This is a genomic window from Pantoea sp. BJ2 (genome assembly GCF_040255075.1).
Classification (GTDB): Bacteria; Pseudomonadota; Gammaproteobacteria; order Enterobacterales; family Enterobacteriaceae; genus Pantoea; species Pantoea leporis.
In genome coordinates this window covers 842446-859311 of record NZ_CP158292.1, presented here as the reverse complement: position 1 = coordinate 859311, position 16866 = coordinate 842446, and the positions used below count along the sequence as shown (strand labels likewise).

Annotated in this window: 11 protein-coding genes; 4 read left to right on the top strand and 7 right to left on the bottom strand. The window is 56.6% G+C overall.

The features are described from left to right. Nucleotides 1-57: 57 nt before the first annotated feature. Nucleotides 58-309 (top strand): hypothetical protein, encoded by a 252-nt coding sequence (locus AAF463_RS03770; RefSeq protein WP_101762055.1) that lies wholly within the window; start codon nucleotides 58-60, stop codon nucleotides 307-309. A 35-nt stretch (nucleotides 310-344) separates the two neighbouring features. Here the strand turns inward: AAF463_RS03770 and erpA are convergent, their stop codons facing one another. Continuing rightward, the gene (erpA, locus tag AAF463_RS03765; protein ID WP_007893884.1) at nucleotides 345-692 is read right to left on the bottom strand and encodes an iron-sulfur cluster insertion protein ErpA; all 348 of its coding nucleotides are present in this window, start codon (nucleotides 690-692) and stop codon (nucleotides 345-347) included. Nucleotides 693-892: 200 nt separating this feature from the next. Between erpA and hemL the strand changes: the two genes are divergently transcribed. Beyond that, complete coding sequence (gene hemL / locus AAF463_RS03760; RefSeq protein WP_008108498.1) at nucleotides 893-2173, top strand: glutamate-1-semialdehyde 2,1-aminomutase; 1281 nt, start codon at nucleotides 893-895, stop codon at nucleotides 2171-2173. A gap of 59 nt (nucleotides 2174-2232) precedes the next feature. Here the strand turns inward: hemL and fhuB are convergent, their stop codons facing one another. The 4 genes from fhuB to fhuA are packed head-to-tail and all read right to left on the bottom strand — an operon-like array spanning nucleotide 2233 to nucleotide 8144. Next, nucleotides 2233-4209: a Fe(3+)-hydroxamate ABC transporter permease FhuB gene (fhuB, locus tag AAF463_RS03755; protein WP_350261554.1), complete on the bottom strand. Its 1977-nt coding sequence runs from the start codon at nucleotides 4207-4209 to the stop codon at nucleotides 2233-2235. Next, on the bottom strand, nucleotides 4209-5087 hold the full coding sequence (fhuD, locus tag AAF463_RS03750) for a Fe(3+)-hydroxamate ABC transporter substrate-binding protein FhuD (RefSeq protein ID WP_350261553.1): 879 nt from the start codon (nucleotides 5085-5087) through the stop codon (nucleotides 4209-4211). The genes fhuB and fhuD overlap by 1 nt, the downstream gene beginning before the upstream one ends. 9 nt (nucleotides 5088-5096) lie before the next feature. After that, nucleotides 5097-5891: a Fe3+-hydroxamate ABC transporter ATP-binding protein FhuC gene (gene fhuC / locus AAF463_RS03745; RefSeq protein WP_007888799.1), complete on the bottom strand. Its 795-nt coding sequence runs from the start codon at nucleotides 5889-5891 to the stop codon at nucleotides 5097-5099. A gap of 54 nt (nucleotides 5892-5945) precedes the next feature. Further along, nucleotides 5946-8144, bottom strand: coding sequence for a ferrichrome porin FhuA (fhuA, locus tag AAF463_RS03740; protein ID WP_350261552.1), 2199 nt, complete (start codon nucleotides 8142-8144; stop codon nucleotides 5946-5948). A gap of 335 nt (nucleotides 8145-8479) precedes the next feature. Here fhuA and AAF463_RS03735 point away from each other — a divergent pair, with 335 nt between their 5' ends. Both AAF463_RS03735 and AAF463_RS03730 read left to right on the top strand, forming a co-directional pair. Continuing rightward, the gene (locus AAF463_RS03735; RefSeq protein ID WP_350261551.1) at nucleotides 8480-10306 is read left to right on the top strand and encodes a glycosyltransferase family 25 protein; all 1827 of its coding nucleotides are present in this window, start codon (nucleotides 8480-8482) and stop codon (nucleotides 10304-10306) included. A gap of 3 nt (nucleotides 10307-10309) precedes the next feature. Further along, the gene (locus tag AAF463_RS03730) at nucleotides 10310-11695 is read left to right on the top strand and encodes a bifunctional cytidylyltransferase/SDR family oxidoreductase (protein WP_350261550.1); all 1386 of its coding nucleotides are present in this window, start codon (nucleotides 10310-10312) and stop codon (nucleotides 11693-11695) included. A gap of 53 nt (nucleotides 11696-11748) precedes the next feature. On the opposite strand, the gene mrcB is transcribed toward AAF463_RS03730, so the two are convergent. Together mrcB and hrpB are read right to left on the bottom strand one after the other, a co-directional pair. Beyond that, nucleotides 11749-14289: a bifunctional glycosyl transferase/transpeptidase gene (gene mrcB / locus AAF463_RS03725; RefSeq protein ID WP_271460747.1), complete on the bottom strand. Its 2541-nt coding sequence runs from the start codon at nucleotides 14287-14289 to the stop codon at nucleotides 11749-11751. A gap of 98 nt (nucleotides 14290-14387) precedes the next feature. Then, nucleotides 14388-16862: an ATP-dependent helicase HrpB gene (hrpB, locus tag AAF463_RS03720; protein ID WP_350261549.1), complete on the bottom strand. Its 2475-nt coding sequence runs from the start codon at nucleotides 16860-16862 to the stop codon at nucleotides 14388-14390. Nucleotides 16863-16866 lie beyond the last annotated feature (4 nt).

Sequence of the window (16866 nt, the reverse complement as noted above, 5' to 3'; positions counted from 1 at the left end):
ATGCTCTGTGCCCTTTTTTAGCGCTTAGCGCAATTTTGTCTTCACCAGGAACTATTTATGACCAGAGCATTGCTGCTGGCCATAGGGCTCGTGATCGCTGCACCTCTGAGTGCGGCCACGTCGACCGGCTCTATCGCCGCTACCTTAACGTTATTCTCGCGTTGCGATATCTCACGGCAGAGTGAACACTCTCTGCCCAAAGTGGATTGTGGACGTCATTTCAGCGCGCAGCCGCGCATTACCGAACGAGTATTAAAACGCGATGCTAAACGCCGCGAATCTGCGCGTTTAGTGACTATTGAATGGTAGGAATCTGGCTACCAGAACGGCAGCCAGAAGCAGCATTAGATGCTGAAGGAAGAACCACAACCGCAGGTGGTTTTGGCATTCGGGTTGGTCACGATAAAACGTGAACCTTCCAGGCCTTCGGTGTAATCCACGGAACCGCCCACCAGATATTGCAGGCTCATCGGATCCACCACCAGCGCCACGCCTTGTTTCTCGATGGTCATGTCACCGTCATTCATTTGATCGTCAAACGTGAAGCCGTACTGGAAACCGCTGCAACCGCCGCCGGTAATGTAAACGCGCAATTTCAGCTCGGGATTTTCTTCATCAGAAATCAGGTTTTTCACTTTTTTTGCTGCTGCATCAGTAAATTGCAAAGGCAGCGCTGCTAAGTCGTCACTCATCTTTTACTCCGGGTAAACGTCGAGGTCAGAAAACGACCTTAATCTCGCTATTATCTGCCAGCCGTCCAGTGCAATCAAGTCTCACGCTTGACACTGCGTGCCGCCGCATGCGCAGGAAAGTATATACCCTAAACTTTAGCGCAAGCCGTTATTCCCGTAGAATGGCGCCAGATTTTTTACCGAACAGCAGGAGCAGAACAATGAGTAAGTCAGAAAACCTGTATGCCGCAGCGCAACGCCTGATCCCCGGCGGTGTGAACTCCCCGGTACGTGCATTTACCGGTGTGGGCGGTGTGCCGCTGTTCATCGAACGCGCTGACGGTGCGTATCTGTATGACGCCGACGGCAAAGGCTATATCGATTATGTCGGTTCGTGGGGCCCGATGGTGCTGGGTCATAACAACGCCAACATCCGTAACGCGGTGATTGAAGCGGCTGCGCGCGGTCTGAGCTTCGGCGCGCCAACCGAGATGGAAGTGAAAATGGCCGAGCTGGTGTGCGAGCTGGTGCCCAGCATGGACATGGTGCGCATGGTTAACTCCGGCACCGAAGCCACCATGAGCGCCATTCGCCTGGCGCGCGGCTTCACCCATCGCGACAAAATCATCAAGTTCGAAGGCTGCTATCACGGCCACGCCGACTGCCTGCTGGTGAAAGCCGGCTCCGGCGCGCTGACGCTCGGCCAGCCAAACTCGCCGGGCGTACCGGCCGATTTCGCTAAGCACACGCTGACCTGCACCTATAACGATCTCAGCACCGTGCGTGCGGCTTTCGAGCAGTATCCTGAGGATATTGCCTGCATCATCGTTGAGCCGGTAGCGGGCAACATGAACTGCATTCCACCGCAGCCAGACTTCCTACCAGGCCTGCGTGCGCTGTGTGACGAATTCGGTGCGCTGCTGATTATCGACGAAGTGATGACCGGCTTCCGTGTCGCATTAGGCGGTGCTCAGGCCTATTACGACGTGACGCCAGACCTGACCTGTCTTGGTAAAATCATCGGCGGCGGCATGCCGGTCGGTGCCTTTGGTGGTCGTCGTGATGTGATGGATGCGCTGGCACCAACCGGTCCGGTTTATCAGGCCGGCACCTTGTCCGGTAACCCGATTGCCATGGCGGCGGGCTTCGCGTGTCTGTCGCAAATTGCGCAGCCAGGCACCCACAGCACGTTGACCGATCTGACCACGCAGTTAGCACAAGGCCTGCTGGCCGCAGCGAAAGCCGAAAATATTCCGCTGGTGATCAACCACGTGGGCGGTATGTTCGGGATTTTCTTCACTGATGCCGATGAAGTGACCTGCTATCAGGACGTCACTCAGTGTGACGTTGAGCGCTTTAAGCGTTTCTTCCACCTGATGCTGGAAGAAGGCGTTTACCTTGCGCCATCTGCTTTTGAAGCAGGCTTTATGTCGCTGGCGCACAGTAAAGAAGATATTCAACGCACCATCGATGCGGCACGCCGCAGCTTCGCGAAACTTTAAAACCGTCTGAATGGCGCACTCTACCGTCGTTGTGGAGTCGCCATTCAGGGTTACCCTGATTACGCCCGCCGCAACAGCCAGATAAAATACGGCGCACCAAAGAAGGTCGCCATCAACCCGGCTGGAATTTGATCCGGAAACGCCAGCATCCTGCCGCACCAGTCAGCGAAAATCATCAAGCCGCCGCCCAACAAACCGGCCATCAACACCTGTGGTAACGCACGGCGGAACCCGAGCATGCGCACAATATGCGGCGCCATCAGCCCGATAAAGCTCAGCGGCCCGATAGTTAACGTGGCCGTGGCAGTTAATGCCGCCGCCAGCAGCAGCAGGCTGAGGCGCGAGGTAGTGAGCGCCATGCCCGCTGAACGCGCGGTAGCGCTGCCGAGTGGCAATAGCGTCAACCAGCGACTTGCCAGCGGCGCCAGCGCCATCAGCACCACACCCACCACCGCGCTTTGCACGGCCTGCTGCATATTGATGTTGTAGGTTGAACCGGAAATCCAGCTCAACAAGCCCGCCATGCGCGGATCGCCGCTGGCCAGCAGCACCATCAAAAGTGTGACAAACGCGCTGTTAAGCGCCATGCCCGCCAGCAACATGCGTTCTGGCGAAAAGCCGCCGCGACTCGCCACCAGCATAATAATCAATAGCGTCAATGCCGCACCCAGCGCACCGGCAGGCAACAGCCACGCCACCGCATCGCCCGGCACGAAGAACATCATCACCACCACGCCGCACGCCGCACCCGAGCTAATGCCTAACACTTCCGGGCTTGCCATCGGATTGCCGGTGAGCCGCTGGATCAGCGCTCCCGCCACGCCGAGCATCATGCCCACAATCAGCGCCGCCAATACGCGCGGTGCGCGCCACGGCAGCAACTGCTGCAGCATATCGCCGCCCACCCACGCAAAGCCGTGCGCATCGCGGCCAAAGGTAATACCAACCCAGCTGAATATGCCCAGAACCAGTAATCCAATCAGACACCAGCGTAAGACGTTCTGCCGCTCAGCCGGCACGCTATCGCCCTGATTTAGCGCCGGCGGCACCGATCCGGTACGCAGGCGCGGCAGTAACCACAACAAAATCGGCACGCCGATCAGCGCGGTCGCCGTGCCGGTAGACACTTCGCGCCAGTGGCTGGTAAGCCACTGCACACACTGATCGGCCAGCCACAGCAGCAGCGCACCGATCAGCGGGGCCAAAATCATGCGGCTCATCAGACGACGTCCGCCGAGCATCTTCGCCAGCAGCGGCGCGAACAAGCCGATAAAGCCGATAATGCCCGCAACATTGACCAGCTGCGCGCTAAGCAAAATCGCCAGCGCCAGCGCGGCAATACGTGCCGCCGACAGCGCCAGACCAAGGTTTTTCGCTACGCCATCATCTAGCCCCATCAGCGTCAGTGGACGCAGCAGCGCCAGCGCCACCACAAACGCCAGCAGCAGACGCGGCCACAGCTGGGCCACGTTGTGTCCATCCAGCTGGTTGAGCGCGCCGGTGCTCCACAGGAACATGTTCTGCAGTTGATCGTGATTGAAGATCGCGAAGATTTGGTTCACCGAACCGGCGTACAAACTCAGCACCAGCCCAGCAAGAATCAGCGTCACCGGCGACAGACGTTTACCCCAGGCCACGCCGAACACCAGAATACCGACAATCACCGCGCCGCCCATCGCCGCAAACTGCTGCGTTAGCTCGCCGCCCGGCAAATGCCACAACGTCGCGACGGTAATCCCCAACTGAGCGCCCGACGACACGCCAAGCGTGGTGGGTTCCGCCAGCGGATTGCGCAGCACCTGCTGAAACAGCAAACCGGCGAGGCCAAGGCCCGCGCCAACCAGCAGCGACAGCGCCAGTCGCGACAGCAAACTGTGATGAAACACAACTTGCTGGATGTTGTTGACGTCAGGCGCAAAAAACGCCTGCGACCATTGATCGATAGGCAGCGCCTGGCGCAGATTGATCACGGTTAAGGCCAGCGCCAGCAGAAACACCGTACTCAATAGCGCGACGGGAAAAAGACGATTGCGCATCAGTGCGACTCCAGCGCGTGTTCCAGCACGCGGACAAATTTCAGCGCCGAAGAGGTCGCGCCGTAATACCATACCGCCGGCACGCGCTGGAAACGCTGCGCGCGCACAAACGGCAGCGCCTGCCACAGCGCGGTGGCCATCACCTGCTGCATATCGCGATCGTTATCGTGATCGAAGCAGATCACCTGCACATCACCCACTTCCGCCAGCCGCTCCAGCCCAACGACTGCACTGCCCCAGAAGTTGGTTTCGCCCTGCCAGGCATTGCTCAAGCCAAGGATCTCCATCACCTCAAGGAACAAACTGTTTTTACCGAAGGTAATCGCGTGGCGGCTGTCCATCAGCGACATCAGCAGCACCGGACGATCGGCCCACGGCCTGAGGCGTTCACGCGCCGCCGCCAGCTGTTCATCCACATACTGCAGATGCTGCACGGCCTGCGCTTCACGGCCAAGACGTGCGCCGAGCGCCTGCAATGAGTGACGCGCGGTGCTGAGCGGTTTGCCGTCGCCGCTGTTGAGGTCAAAACCCATGGTTGGCGCGATGCGCCGCAGCTTATCCAGAGCCGGACCATAGCCATTGGAGTGCAGAATGAGCGAGGGTTCGAGCTGCGTCATCAGCTCCAGATTGGGCTCGGTGCGTAAGCCAAGATCGATAACGCTGGACGGCAGCTGCGGATCGCCGACCCAAATGTTGTAGTTGTGCATGTCGGCCACCCCGAGTGGCGTCACGCCGAGCGCCATCAGCAGCTCCACCGGCAGCCACTCCAGCGCCAGAATGCGCTGCGCATCCGGTATGGCGGCACGCAGCGGCAACGCGGACATCAACGGGGAAAGTGCCAGCGCCGTCAGCAGGCGGCGGCGAGAAATGTCGAACATGGCGAAGCCTTAGTAAACGAAACTGACGGGCGCGCCGCCCAGCGGATGCGGCAAAATGCCCATCGGAATACCGTAAATGTTGCCCAGCACATCGGCCTGCATGATCACCTCGGGGCCACCTTCGGCTATCACTTCGCCACCGCGCAGCGCCACCAGACGATCGCAATAGCGTGCTGCCATGTTGAGATCGTGCAGCACCGCAATCACCGTCAGCCCACGTTCGCGGCTGAGACGCTGAATCAGCGCCAGCACATCAACCTGATGGGCGATATCCAGCGCCGAGGTCGGTTCATCCAGCAACAGGCAGCGACTGTTCTGCGCCACCAGCATCGCCAGCCAGGCACGCTGGCGCTCGCCGCCAGAAAGGCTATCCACCAGACGCCCGGCAAAAGGCTTTAATCCCACCAGCGTAATCGCCTCTTCCACCCGATCGCGATCTTCCTGACCATAGCGGCCCAGCGCGCCGTGCCACGGATAGCGGCCAATCGCCACCAGCTCGCGCACCGTCATGCCTTCCGCCGCGGGCAGTTGCTGCGGCAGATACGCCACCTGACGCGCAAAATCTTTGCTGCCCCAGTTATCTACCGCGTCCTCATTCAGCAACACGCGCCCTTCACTCGCCGCATGGTGACGACCGAGCATTTTCAGCAGCGTGGATTTGCCGGAACCATTATGACCAATCAGCGCGGTGACTTTGCCCGGTGCAAAGGTAAGAGACAGCGGATGCAACAGCGTGCGGCCTGGCACACGAAAACTGACGTTATCCAGCCTGAAGGTGGTTTCTGCGTGGTGCGGATGCTGCATGATAATCCCTGGTTAATCTGTAGGTCGCCATTGATGGCGACCTGCGTAACACGATTAGAAACGGAAAGTCGCAGTACCGACAATCTGACGCTCAGCGCCCCAGTAGCAGGCGTAGTCGCGGTAGCAGCTGGCGACGTATTCACGATCAAAGAGGTTATTGACGTTAACGCCGATGGTGGAGCCCGGCATGCCAAAGCGTGCGAGATCGTATTTAAGCGCGGCATCAACGGTGGTGTAACCGGCTACGTCGAAGTTTTGGTTCACATCGTCGCCGCTGGCGTACAACCCTTTGCTCTCGCCCACATAACGCACACCCGCACCCACCGTCACGCCCGACAGCGCCGTTTCATGGAAGGTGTAATCACTCCACAGCGATGCCATATGCTTCGGCACCTGCACCGGCGTTTTGCCTTTCAGGTTAGTGTCTTCGGTGTATTCCGCATCAGTGTAGGTATAAGACGCGGTCATATTGATGTTGGCATTCAGCGCGGCTTTGGCTTCCAGCTCCACGCCACGCGAGCGGATTTCACCACTCTGAATGCTGGCATTTGGGTGGTTAAGGGTATCCGGATCGGCCGTCAGGTTTTTGGTTTTGGTCAGCTGATACACCGCCGCCGTCAACACCACCGGACGATCTTTAGGAACGTATTTCACACCGGCTTCATACTGCTTCGCGCGGGAAGGATCAAAGGCTTGACCATCATAAGTTGAACCTGAGTTCGGAATGAAGGCTTCGCTGTAGCTGAAGTAAGGTGCGATACCGTTATCAAACACATAGTTCAGCCCGCCACGCCAGGTGAAAGCCTGATCGTTCTGGCGATCAACGCTACTGGCTACGCGATCATAGACCGAGTTCATCGCGTAATCATAACGACCGCCGAGGGTTAACACCCAGCGGTTCCACTCCATCTGATCCTGCGCGTATAAACCGGTTTGGCGCTGCTTATTGAGGTGCTGATAAGGATTAGGGAACGGCGTCACGCTGTCGTCGCCATATTGTGGATTAACGGCATTGAGCGGTGATGCGGTACCAAATTGCGCATCAATATCATTACGCGTGCGCTGGAAATCGACACCCAGCAACAGTGTGTGATCAATTTGACTGGTGGTGAATTTGGCCTGCGCCTGGTTATCGACTGCAAACTGGTTGAGCTTTTCATCAGAAACCGCTGAACCGCGGGTGATTTGCTGTGTTGCGGCATTAAAACCATTGCCATAAATGCTGCGATAATCCGTTCTCAGATCCGCATAGCGCAAATTCTGCCGCACCGTCCAGGTGTCGTTGAGGCTGTGCTCGAAGTTGTAGCCCACCATCCTGGTGTTGCGCGAAATCTTGTTGCTGTCTTCGCCTTCATCAAAGTTGGTCGGCAGCTTGTAGCTACTGCCGTCAGGACGCGTGATGCCCACCACGGTGCCCTGACGCGGCAACCAGCCGTAATAGCCGGTTTCCGGTTCGTTCTGGAAGTAGGTCAGCAAATCGAAACGCGTATTCTCATCCGGACGCCAGCTGAATGATGGCGCAATGGTGTAGCGCTTCTCTTTGTTCATATCCTGCTGCGCATCGGCGCTACGCGCGAGACCAGTCAGGCGATAGCTGTAAACGCCGTCATCATCCAGCGAGCCGCCGAAATCGAAACCCGTGGAGAACTGATTGTTTGTGCCCATCTGGAACTGCACTTCACGCAGCGTCTCCTGCGTCGGACGCTTACTCACCAGCGACACCACGCCGCCTGGATTGCTCTTGCCGTACAGCACCGAAACCGGACCGCGCAACAGTTCGGCGCGTTCAAGAAAATAGGGATCGATAGCAAACTCAGAGTAGTTATCACCCTGCAGTTTCAGGCCATCAAGATATTGGTTGGTGTTGGTTTCGCTGAAGCCGCGAATAGAGAGCGCATCGATGACATTGGAGCTACCGCGGTTACCGGTCAACACGCCTGGCGTGTAGTTGAAAGCCCCTTTCACGCTGGTGACGTTTTTCATCGCCATCTCTTCCTGCGTGACTACCGAGATTGACTGCGGGTTCTTCTCAATCGGCGTATCGGTTTTGGTGCCGGTGGCGCTGCGTTTGGCCGCAATGGTTGGCGACGGGCCCCACGCTTTCTCTTGCTCGACTCCGCTGCCGCCATCGGCGCTAACCACCACGGTATCTTCTGCCAACGCCTGCACGCTGAACGTACCCATAGTCAGTGAAATAAACCAAGCCAGCGAACGCGGGCGTAAGAAACAAGGATTGGTGTTTCGCGTATTCATAAGTGAGGTCTCTCGAAAAAAGTCGATGCAGGCGAATACAAACGAGAATGATTATTATGACGCACGGATTTTAGGCGAAATAGCGCCATATTCGCAACGATTAATGCCTGTAAGCGCGGCGTTTACAGCCAGATCGCGCATATTCATGATCGCAAATAATAAATCAGCAATAAAAGGAGCGGAGGCCGCCAATCGGGAAATTGCATTGCCGCACAGAGGAAGTTTATTTCATCCCGACAGAGCATCAAACCTACGATAACCATTAAAATCATAAAGTTAAAAAAATGGCCCGCTAATTGCTTATCTCCTGCATTCTCCTTCCCGCAGACACACTCATGACCGCTATAAACTGGAACATTGTTGATCGCGTTATCTTCATCAATTTGAAGAAACGCAAAGACCGATTAAGCCGCATCACTAAACAACTTAAAAAGCTGGGTTTAACCGCTGAAAAAATCGTTCGCCTGGACGCGATCAAGCATGAAAAGGGCTACATCGGCTGCACGCAATCGCATATCGCCGCGCTGGAGATGGCACGCGATAACGGCTGGGAGCGCGTGCTGATTCTGGAGGATGATTTTAGCTTCAATGAAAGCCAGAAGAACTACGACAATCTCAACCGCTACTTTGCCGCCCTGCCGCAAATCAACTGGCAAGTGGCTTTTCTGGCGGCCAATTATCGCCGAGTCACGCCGTTAAAGAGCGTGGACTATATCGTGCGCGCTAACTTCGCGTGGTGCGCATGCGCCTATATCGTAAATCACCGCTATTACACCACGCTGATTGAAAACTATCACGAGGCGCTGCAGGCGCAATTGCAAGGTGGTGCGCAGGCACAATATGCCCTTGATGTGCACTGGAATAGCCTGATGCAGCAGGATCTTTGGCTGGGCGTATTCCCCAACGCCGGTGTACAACGGCTCGATAAAAGCGATATCGAAAATCGAACGGTAGATTACCGCGCACTCTTCAGAAAACCGTTGAGTCAAATCGTTGCGCCCGCCAAATTCAAACCCTCCACTTCAGGCCCAATTAAAGTCGACTTTTACTTCCAGTGGCCACCGGGTTGGACGAACTTTGAATCGGTGATTGAGGCGATGCAGGCCAATCCCGCGTTCGATTGCCGCATCGTGGTGGTGCCTTACCTGAACTGGAAGGCGAGCGATGTTAACGGCGATATTCAGCGTGAAATTCTGCGTGAAAGAGGGCTGGATTACACAGGATTTGAAGACTATCAGTTGGAGCAGCGTCAGCCCGATGTGGTGTTCTTGCAAAACCCTTACGACGAAGCACGCCCCGAAGCCTTTCGCAGCGACTACCTGCATGAGCGCGGCGTGAAAATCGCTTACATCCCTTATGCGCTCGATACCGGAATTGGCGCAGAGAGCATGGTGTATCAATATAATTTGCTTTGTCAAAATCTGGCGACGTGGATATTTGCCCGCTCGGAAAAACATAAAACTGAGTTTGCGCTGCAGTGTCAGGCAGGAAATCGCCATGTGCACGTTACCGGCCATCCTAAATTTGACCACTATCAGCGTCGTTTCCATCTCACGGATAACCTGCCGGCTCAAACGGTAACCACCTTCCTGTGGACGCCGCATTTCGTACTGCCTGGCGACCAGAAGATGTACACCACGTTCAGCCTTTACTGCTCGGCGTTCTTAAAACTGATTGAGCGTCAGGACATTCATCTGATCATTCGCCCCCATCCGCTGCTGAGCCAATGGATAGGTGAAGCCAACCCAACGGCACAAAGTCTTTATCAGCAGTTACAGCGCGCGTCGCAGCAACACACCAATCTGGAGTGGGATCTCGGGCATGATTACACGCTGACTTTTGCGCGTTCCGATGCACTCATTGCGGACGCCGGTTCCTTCCTGCTGGAATATCTGCCGTCGAAAAAACCCATCCTCTACCTCACTCACGAAACCTGTCACGGTTTGAACCGCACTGCAGAATTCATTTATGACGCCTACGACGTTGCCTGGTGTGAAAAGGATATTTTCACCTTTGTAGACAACATTGTCGCGGGTCACGATGCAATGAAAGTGCGCCGGGAACAAGTCCTGCGTGAGGAACTGCAGATAGAGGAGAAAACAGCGGGCGAGAAAATCGCTGAAATTATTTGTTCATCACTCAGACCGCAAGCGGCGGAATAAAAAATGAAAAATGTAGCCATAATACTTTCTGGCGGTACAGGCACCCGCTTTGGCAGCGACAAGCCAAAACAATTCGCCAAGTTAGCGGGACGTGCCGTGATTGAATACACCATCGAACGTTTTGAAAAATCGGCCGACATTGATGAAATTATTATCGTCTCACAAAATGAGTACATCGATTACATGTGGGAGTTGGTGGCAAAAAATCAGTGGCACAAAGTGAGTAAAGTGGTGAACGGCGGTAAGGAACGTTTTGACTCAACATATTCCGCGCTGAAAACCCTTATCAACTATGACGGTCATTGTAAAATCTTACTGCATGATGCCGTGCGTCCATTAATTAGCGACACTATTATTCGCAAATGCGTAGATGCACTTGAATCCTTTGACGCCGTAGATGTGGTGATCCCCTCAGCAGATACTTTAGTAGAAGTTCACGATGATGGCTGCATTGCCAATATTCCTCATCGTGCCAGCATGCGCCGAGGCCAGACCCCTCAGGCATTTCGTCTGGAAAAAATTCGCCAGGCTTATGAGAAAGCAGCGGCCATGGGTAAGTTTACGTTTACCTGCGACTGCGGAGTATTGCGTAATATGCTGCCTGAAACGCGTGTTATTACCGTAGAGGGCGATGAGAACAATATTAAAATCACCCATCCACTTGATCTCTTTATCGCAGAGAAATTGCTGCAGGAGAAAAGCTCACACGCATTGAATTCTGCAAATCTCGATTTCCTGCGCGATAAGCATATGGTTATTTTTGGTGGAGGTAGCGGAATTGGTCTGGAGATGATGAAAGTTGCCACGCTGTGTGGGGCCAAAGTACATATTGCCAGTCGTTCACATAATGATATCGACATTACTCATCTCGACAGCGTAAAAAACTATTTAACTAACATTGTTGTCGAGCATGGCAATATTGATTTTATCGTCAACACTGCGGGTGTCTTGATTAAGAAACCGCTCGCCACGCTTACTCAGCAGGAAGTGATGGCGCTGATTAACATTAATTATCTGGGAGCCGTAAACGTGGCAATTGCGGCAAAAGAGCGGTTAACCTGCAACTCCGGCATGTTATTGAATTTCACATCCAGTTCTTACACTCGTGGACGGGCTTTTTACGCCCTTTACTCATCGGCAAAAGCTGCGGTAGTCAATCTGACTCAGGCGCTGGCGGAAGAGTGGATTGAGGATAAAGTCAAAGTGAACTGCATCAATCCTGAGCGTACCGCCACACCGATGAGAACCGTTAATTTTGGCGAGGAACCTGCAGATTCACTGCTACATGCACGAGACGTTGCAGTAAAAAGCCTGGAAGTTCTCGTGACGCAAGGTACTGGTATGGTTATTGATATTCGCAAAAGTAACTGTAAGAATCAGCCCAGCTAACCACCTATCCCAATAAAAAAGGGCGCCGCAGCGCCCTGTGTTTTCTCAGCAACTTATTTGCTGCCGAACATATCTTTAATCCAACCCGCCACGCCGTCAGAATCTTTCTGCTCATTCTGTGGCTGCTGTTGTTGCTGCTGTTGCTGTTGCTGCTCTTGTTGCTGCTGCAACTGCTGCTGTTGTTGCTGAACCTGCTCTTGCTGCTGCTGACACAGCGCGTTCGGATCCAGCGACCACACCGGCAACGAACGCCATGTGCTGCTGCCCGTACCGCAGATAAAGTTACCGGCAGAATCGATATTCATCTGCGTGATATCTTCCGGCGGCGTCAGCACCAGCGGCATTGGCGCCTGGTTGTCGAGATAGCGGCGATAAAGCTGCATTGCACCGCTGGCACCGTACAGCTTCGAGGTTTGGTTGTTATCGCGGCCAACCCAGGTAATCGCCACTTCTTTGCCATCAATACCGGCGAACCAGCTATCGATCAGGTCATTGGTGGTACCGGTTTTGCCAGCCAGATGCGCTTTAGGATAACGCGCACCCAGCGCACGCGCGGTACCGTGATCGGCGACCTGCTGCATGGTGTAGAGCGTCAGATACGCCGCCTGCGCCGGTTCAACACGCTGCGCCTGCGGATAGCTCTGATACAGCACCGTGCCATCTTCCGCAATCACCGAACGCACCGCCGACAGCTCAGCGCGGTTACCGCCGCTGGCAATCGACTGGAACGCCTGCGCCACTTCAATCGGCGTCAGGTTCAGCGCACCGAGCAGCATTGACGGCACCGGATGCAGCTGATCTTTCGGCACGCCGAGCTTGTTCCAGGTATCGACCACCGCATCCAGTCCCAGCGTCATACCGAGGTTGACGGTTGGCACGTTCATCGAGTTGGTCAGCGCATCCACCAGCATCACTTTGCCGCTGAAACGACGATCGTCATTCATCGGTTTCCAGATGCTGCCGTTCGGCTGTTTCAGCGCAATCGGTTCATCGGCGATCCAGCTGTTGAGGCGATAGCTGTTCGGCTGGCTCAGCGCGGTGAGATAGGTGGCCGGTTTTGCCAGCGAGCCAATCGAACGACGTGCCTGCAGCGCGCGGTTGTAACCGGCGAACTGCGGATCGGCACCGCCGACCATGGCGCGCACTTCACCGCTGAAGCGGTCCACTACCACCATCGCGGTTTCCAGATCTTTCAGGCCACGCTGTTTTTTCAGCGTTGGAATGCCTTCAATCACCGCTTTCTCTGCGGCATCCTGCGAAATCGCATCCAGCGTGGTGAAAATCTTCACGCCGGAGAGATCTTTCATTTTGTCGCCGAGCTTAGCCTGCAGCTCGTTACGCACCATCTGCATAAATGCCGGCTGAGGCGTGATCACGCCGCCTTTTGGCTGCACGCCAAGCGGACGCGCCGACAGCATGTCATACAGTTCCTGATCGATGACGTTCTGCTGCTGCAACAAACGCAGCACCAGATTACGTCGCTCCAGCGCCAGTTTCGGGTTACGCCACGGATTGTACAGCGACGCACCTTTCACCATGCCGACCAGCATCGCCTGCTGATCGAGGCTCAGCTCATCCACCGGACGACCAAAGTAGTAAAGGCTCGCCAGCGGGAAACCGCGGATCTGGTCATTACCGGTCTGGCCGAGATACACCTCGTTGAGATACAGCTCGAGGATGCGATCTTTGCTGTAGCGCGCATCCATGATCACCGCCATATAGGCTTCACGCGCTTTACGCCACAGCGAACGCTCGTTGGTGAGGAACAGGTTTTTCACCAGCTGCTGCGTCAGCGTACTACCGCCCTGCACCGCTTTACCGGCGGTGATGTTGGCGAGGAACGCACGACCAATCGAATACGGGCTAATGCCGTCGTGCTCGTAGAAGTGGCGATCTTCAGTGGCGATCAAGGTACTCACCAGCAGATCCGGGAAACCGGCGCGCGGCACGAACAGACGCTGTTCACCGTTCGGCGACTGCAACATGGTGATCAGGCGCGGATCGAGGCGGAAGAAGCCAAAATCGCGGCCGGTATCAAGGTTTTTAATCTCGCTCAGCTCATTGTTGCTAAAGGTCAGGCGCGCGTTGATCTGCCCCTCTTTGCTGTCCGGGAAATCAAACGGACGGCGCAGCAGATCAATGGTGTTGCCTTTGACGCTAAACTCGCCCGGACGGGTAATGCGCGACACTTCGCGATACTGCGTGCCTTCCAGCAGCGCAATCATCTCTTTTTTGTCGTACGACATGCCCGGTTCAAGGCTGACCATGCGGCCATAAACGGCGGCAGGCAGTTGCCACACTTTACCGTCGATGCGGCTGCGGATTTCCGAGTCGAGATAGACGCCCCAGGCGGCCATCACCACCACAAAGACCAGGAAGAGTTTAATCAACCAGCCCAACCAGCGACGTTTGCCGCGTGGCGGACGTTTTTTACTTTTTGGTGGCACCGGTCCACTCTCCTCATCTTCTTCGTCAAAATCGTCCTGATCGATATCATCATCAAGTTCCCTGCGGCGACCCCGACGCGCACTGCTGCGCGGCGGCTTTGGCGCTTTTCCTTTGCGCCCAATAGGTTCGCGATCGTTCCCAGACATGCTTTTATTCTCCAGGTATTGCTACGGCGGCGGCCGTTACTCTAACTGCTTTCTCGTGCTGCGCATGGCAGAACCCTCTGAATTCGGTCCACAGCGTTTCACGATGAAAATTTCTTGGTCCGCCTTGTGGGTAAGGCGTTGGCCGGATCGTCCGGCCACGGATGCTTTGGATAGCGCCCTTTCATCTCTTTCTGCACTTCGGGATACGCACCACGCCAGAACGCCGCGAGGTCACGGGTGATCTGCAGCGGACGGTGCGCGGGCGAGAGCAGCTCTAACACCAGCGGTACGCGGCCATCGGCCACCGCCGGATTCTGTGCTTCGCCAAACATCTCCTGAATCCGCACCGCCAGCGCGGGTGGCTTCTCTGCATCGTAGCGGATCGGCAGGCGGCTTCCGGTCGGCACAGTGTAATGAGTTGGCAGCACAGTATCCAGCCGCTGACGTTGTGACCATGTCAGCAAATGTAATAATGCGCTGACAAGGTTGATGCTCTGCAATCCTTTCAGATCGCGTACCGCGCTCATCTCCGGCAGCAGCCAGCTTTCAAGCGTATCGAGCAGGCTTTCATCGTCCAGCGCCGGCCACGCCTCTTCCGGCAGCCACTGCGCGGCACAGTGCACCCGCAAGCGTAGCTGTTCGGCGTCTTCTTTCCAGCCCAGCACCGACAATCCTTTTTCGCGGATCCAGCGCAGCATCGCCGGATGCAATATTTCCGCCTCCGGGCGTGCCTGCGGCTGCGCTTTTAGGACCAGCGCGCCGATCAGTTCGCGTTTCCACGCGCGCAAAGTGCCTTTCTCTTCGTCCCACTCCACGTCGGTACGCTGCTCAATTAAGGTGGGGCATTCGCGGCGCAGCGCGTCGATATCCACCGGCAGCGCCAGTAACATGCGCGCATCGGCGGCGCTGGCGCCCTGCAGCAGTGCCGGTGCAATTAGCCACTCATAGCGGCGCAAATCATCCTGCTCGTTAAGCATCGCGCCAATGCCGTTCGCCAGCTGATAGCGCGCGCTGTCGCCACGACGCTGCGCCAGACGATCGGCAAAACCGGCGGCCAGCAGCTGCGGGAACAGGTCGGGATTAATGGTGCCGCCGCTGGCGTTGAGGCGCTTCTGCCACTGACGCGCGCGGCGCTGCCAGTGCGACTGCGGATGATTTAGCGCATCACGCAGATCTGCGCTGCCGCTGCGTGGCGGATCCTCCAGAATCGCCACCAGCAGCGCGGCGCTGGCGATGGCATCGTTGTTTTGCCCGGCAGCCACCAGAATCGCGCTCAGGCGCGGATCGCTGCCCAACGCGGCCATTTTTCGACCGCGCGCGTTGAGCTGGTGATTCTCCAGCGCGCCTAGCTGGGTTAACCGCTCGCACGCCGCACGCAAGTTGCGCGGCGGCGGCGCGTCAAGCCACATAAGCTGCGACGCATTCTGACATCCCCATTGCAGCAGATCGATCTGCAGCGAGGTCAAATCGCTATTGAGAATTTCCGGTTCACTCTGCGCCGCCGCACGCAGCGCCTGCTCTTGTGGCAGTAAGTGCAGGCAGATGCCAGGTTCCAGACGACCAGCACGACCGGCGCGCTGCGTCATCGACGCCTGGCTGATACGCTGCGTTTGCAGCCGCGTCACGCCGCTGCGCACGTCAAACTGTGCCGAGCGCTCCAGCGCGCTATCGACCACTAAGCGGATACCTTCGATGGTCAAGCTGGTTTCGGCGATGTTGGTCGCCAGCACCACTTTGCGGCGGCCCGCCGGAGACGGCAGGATGGCGCGGCGTTGCGCCTCCAGCGACAGCGCGCCATATAAAGGAGAAAGATCCACCTCGTCACTGACCCGCGCTTCCAGCTCGCGCTTAACCCGTTCGATCTCCGCCACGCCGGGCAGGAACAGCAGCAGCGATCCTGACTCTTCGCGCAGCAATTGCGCCACCTCGCGCGCTACCGCTTCTTCAAAACGTTGCTGACTGTTGAGTGAGGCATAGCGGCGCGTGACCGGAAAGCTGCGGCCCTCAGAGACCACAAAGGGCGCATCCGGCAGCAGCTGACGCAAACGCTGATTATCGAGCGTGGCAGACATCAGCAGAATTTTCAGATCGTCGCGCAATCCTTGCTGCACATCGAGCAGCAGCGCCAGCGCGAGATCGGCCTGCAGGCTGCGTTCATGGAATTCATCGAGGATCACCAGCGAGACGCCTTCCAGCATCGCATCGCGCTGCAACATGCGCGTCAAAATGCCTTCGGTGACCACTTCGAGGCGCGTGTTGGCACCGCAGCAGTTTTCACCGCGCATGCGATAGCCAACGGTGCCGCCCGGCTGCTCGCCAAGCTGTTCTGCCAGACGCTGCGCCACGTTGCGTGCCGCCAGTCGGCGCGGCTCCAGCATGATGATGCGGCCGGGCAATGGGGTGTGTTGCAGCAGTTGTAATGGCAGCCAGGTCGATTTACCTGCGCCGGTCGGCGCCGCCAGCAACACCTGCGGCGACTGCGCCAGCGCGTCCAGCAACGCAGGCAGCACCTCGCTTACCGGTAACTCACTCAAACTCAACTCCCAAAATGCCTGTGCTAAGATGGCGCGCATTGTA

Excerpts from the sequence above, each read along its gene's own strand:
- hemL (WP_008108498.1), top strand. The coding sequence starts at position 893 with ATGAGTAAGTCAGAAAACCTGTATGCCGCAGCGCAACGCCTGATCCCC.
- fhuA (WP_350261552.1), bottom strand. The coding sequence starts at position 8,144 with ATGAATACGCGAAACACCAATCCTTGTTTCTTACGCCCGCGTTCGCTG.
- AAF463_RS03730 (WP_350261550.1), top strand. The coding sequence starts at position 10,310 with ATGAAAAATGTAGCCATAATACTTTCTGGCGGTACAGGCACCCGCTTT.
- fhuB (WP_350261554.1), bottom strand. The coding sequence starts at position 4,209 with ATGCGCAATCGTCTTTTTCCCGTCGCGCTATTGAGTACGGTGTTTCTG.
- AAF463_RS03735 (WP_350261551.1), top strand. The coding sequence starts at position 8,480 with ATGACCGCTATAAACTGGAACATTGTTGATCGCGTTATCTTCATCAAT.
- hrpB (WP_350261549.1), bottom strand. The coding sequence starts at position 16,862 with ATGCGCGCCATCTTAGCACAGGCATTTTGGGAGTTGAGTTTGAGTGAG.
- fhuD (WP_350261553.1), bottom strand. The coding sequence starts at position 5,087 with ATGTTCGACATTTCTCGCCGCCGCCTGCTGACGGCGCTGGCACTTTCC.
- mrcB (WP_271460747.1), bottom strand. The coding sequence starts at position 14,289 with ATGTCTGGGAACGATCGCGAACCTATTGGGCGCAAAGGAAAAGCGCCA.
- AAF463_RS03770 (WP_101762055.1), top strand. The coding sequence starts at position 58 with ATGACCAGAGCATTGCTGCTGGCCATAGGGCTCGTGATCGCTGCACCT.
- erpA (WP_007893884.1), bottom strand. The coding sequence starts at position 692 with ATGAGTGACGACTTAGCAGCGCTGCCTTTGCAATTTACTGATGCAGCA.
- fhuC (WP_007888799.1), bottom strand. The coding sequence starts at position 5,891 with ATGCAGCATCCGCACCACGCAGAAACCACCTTCAGGCTGGATAACGTC.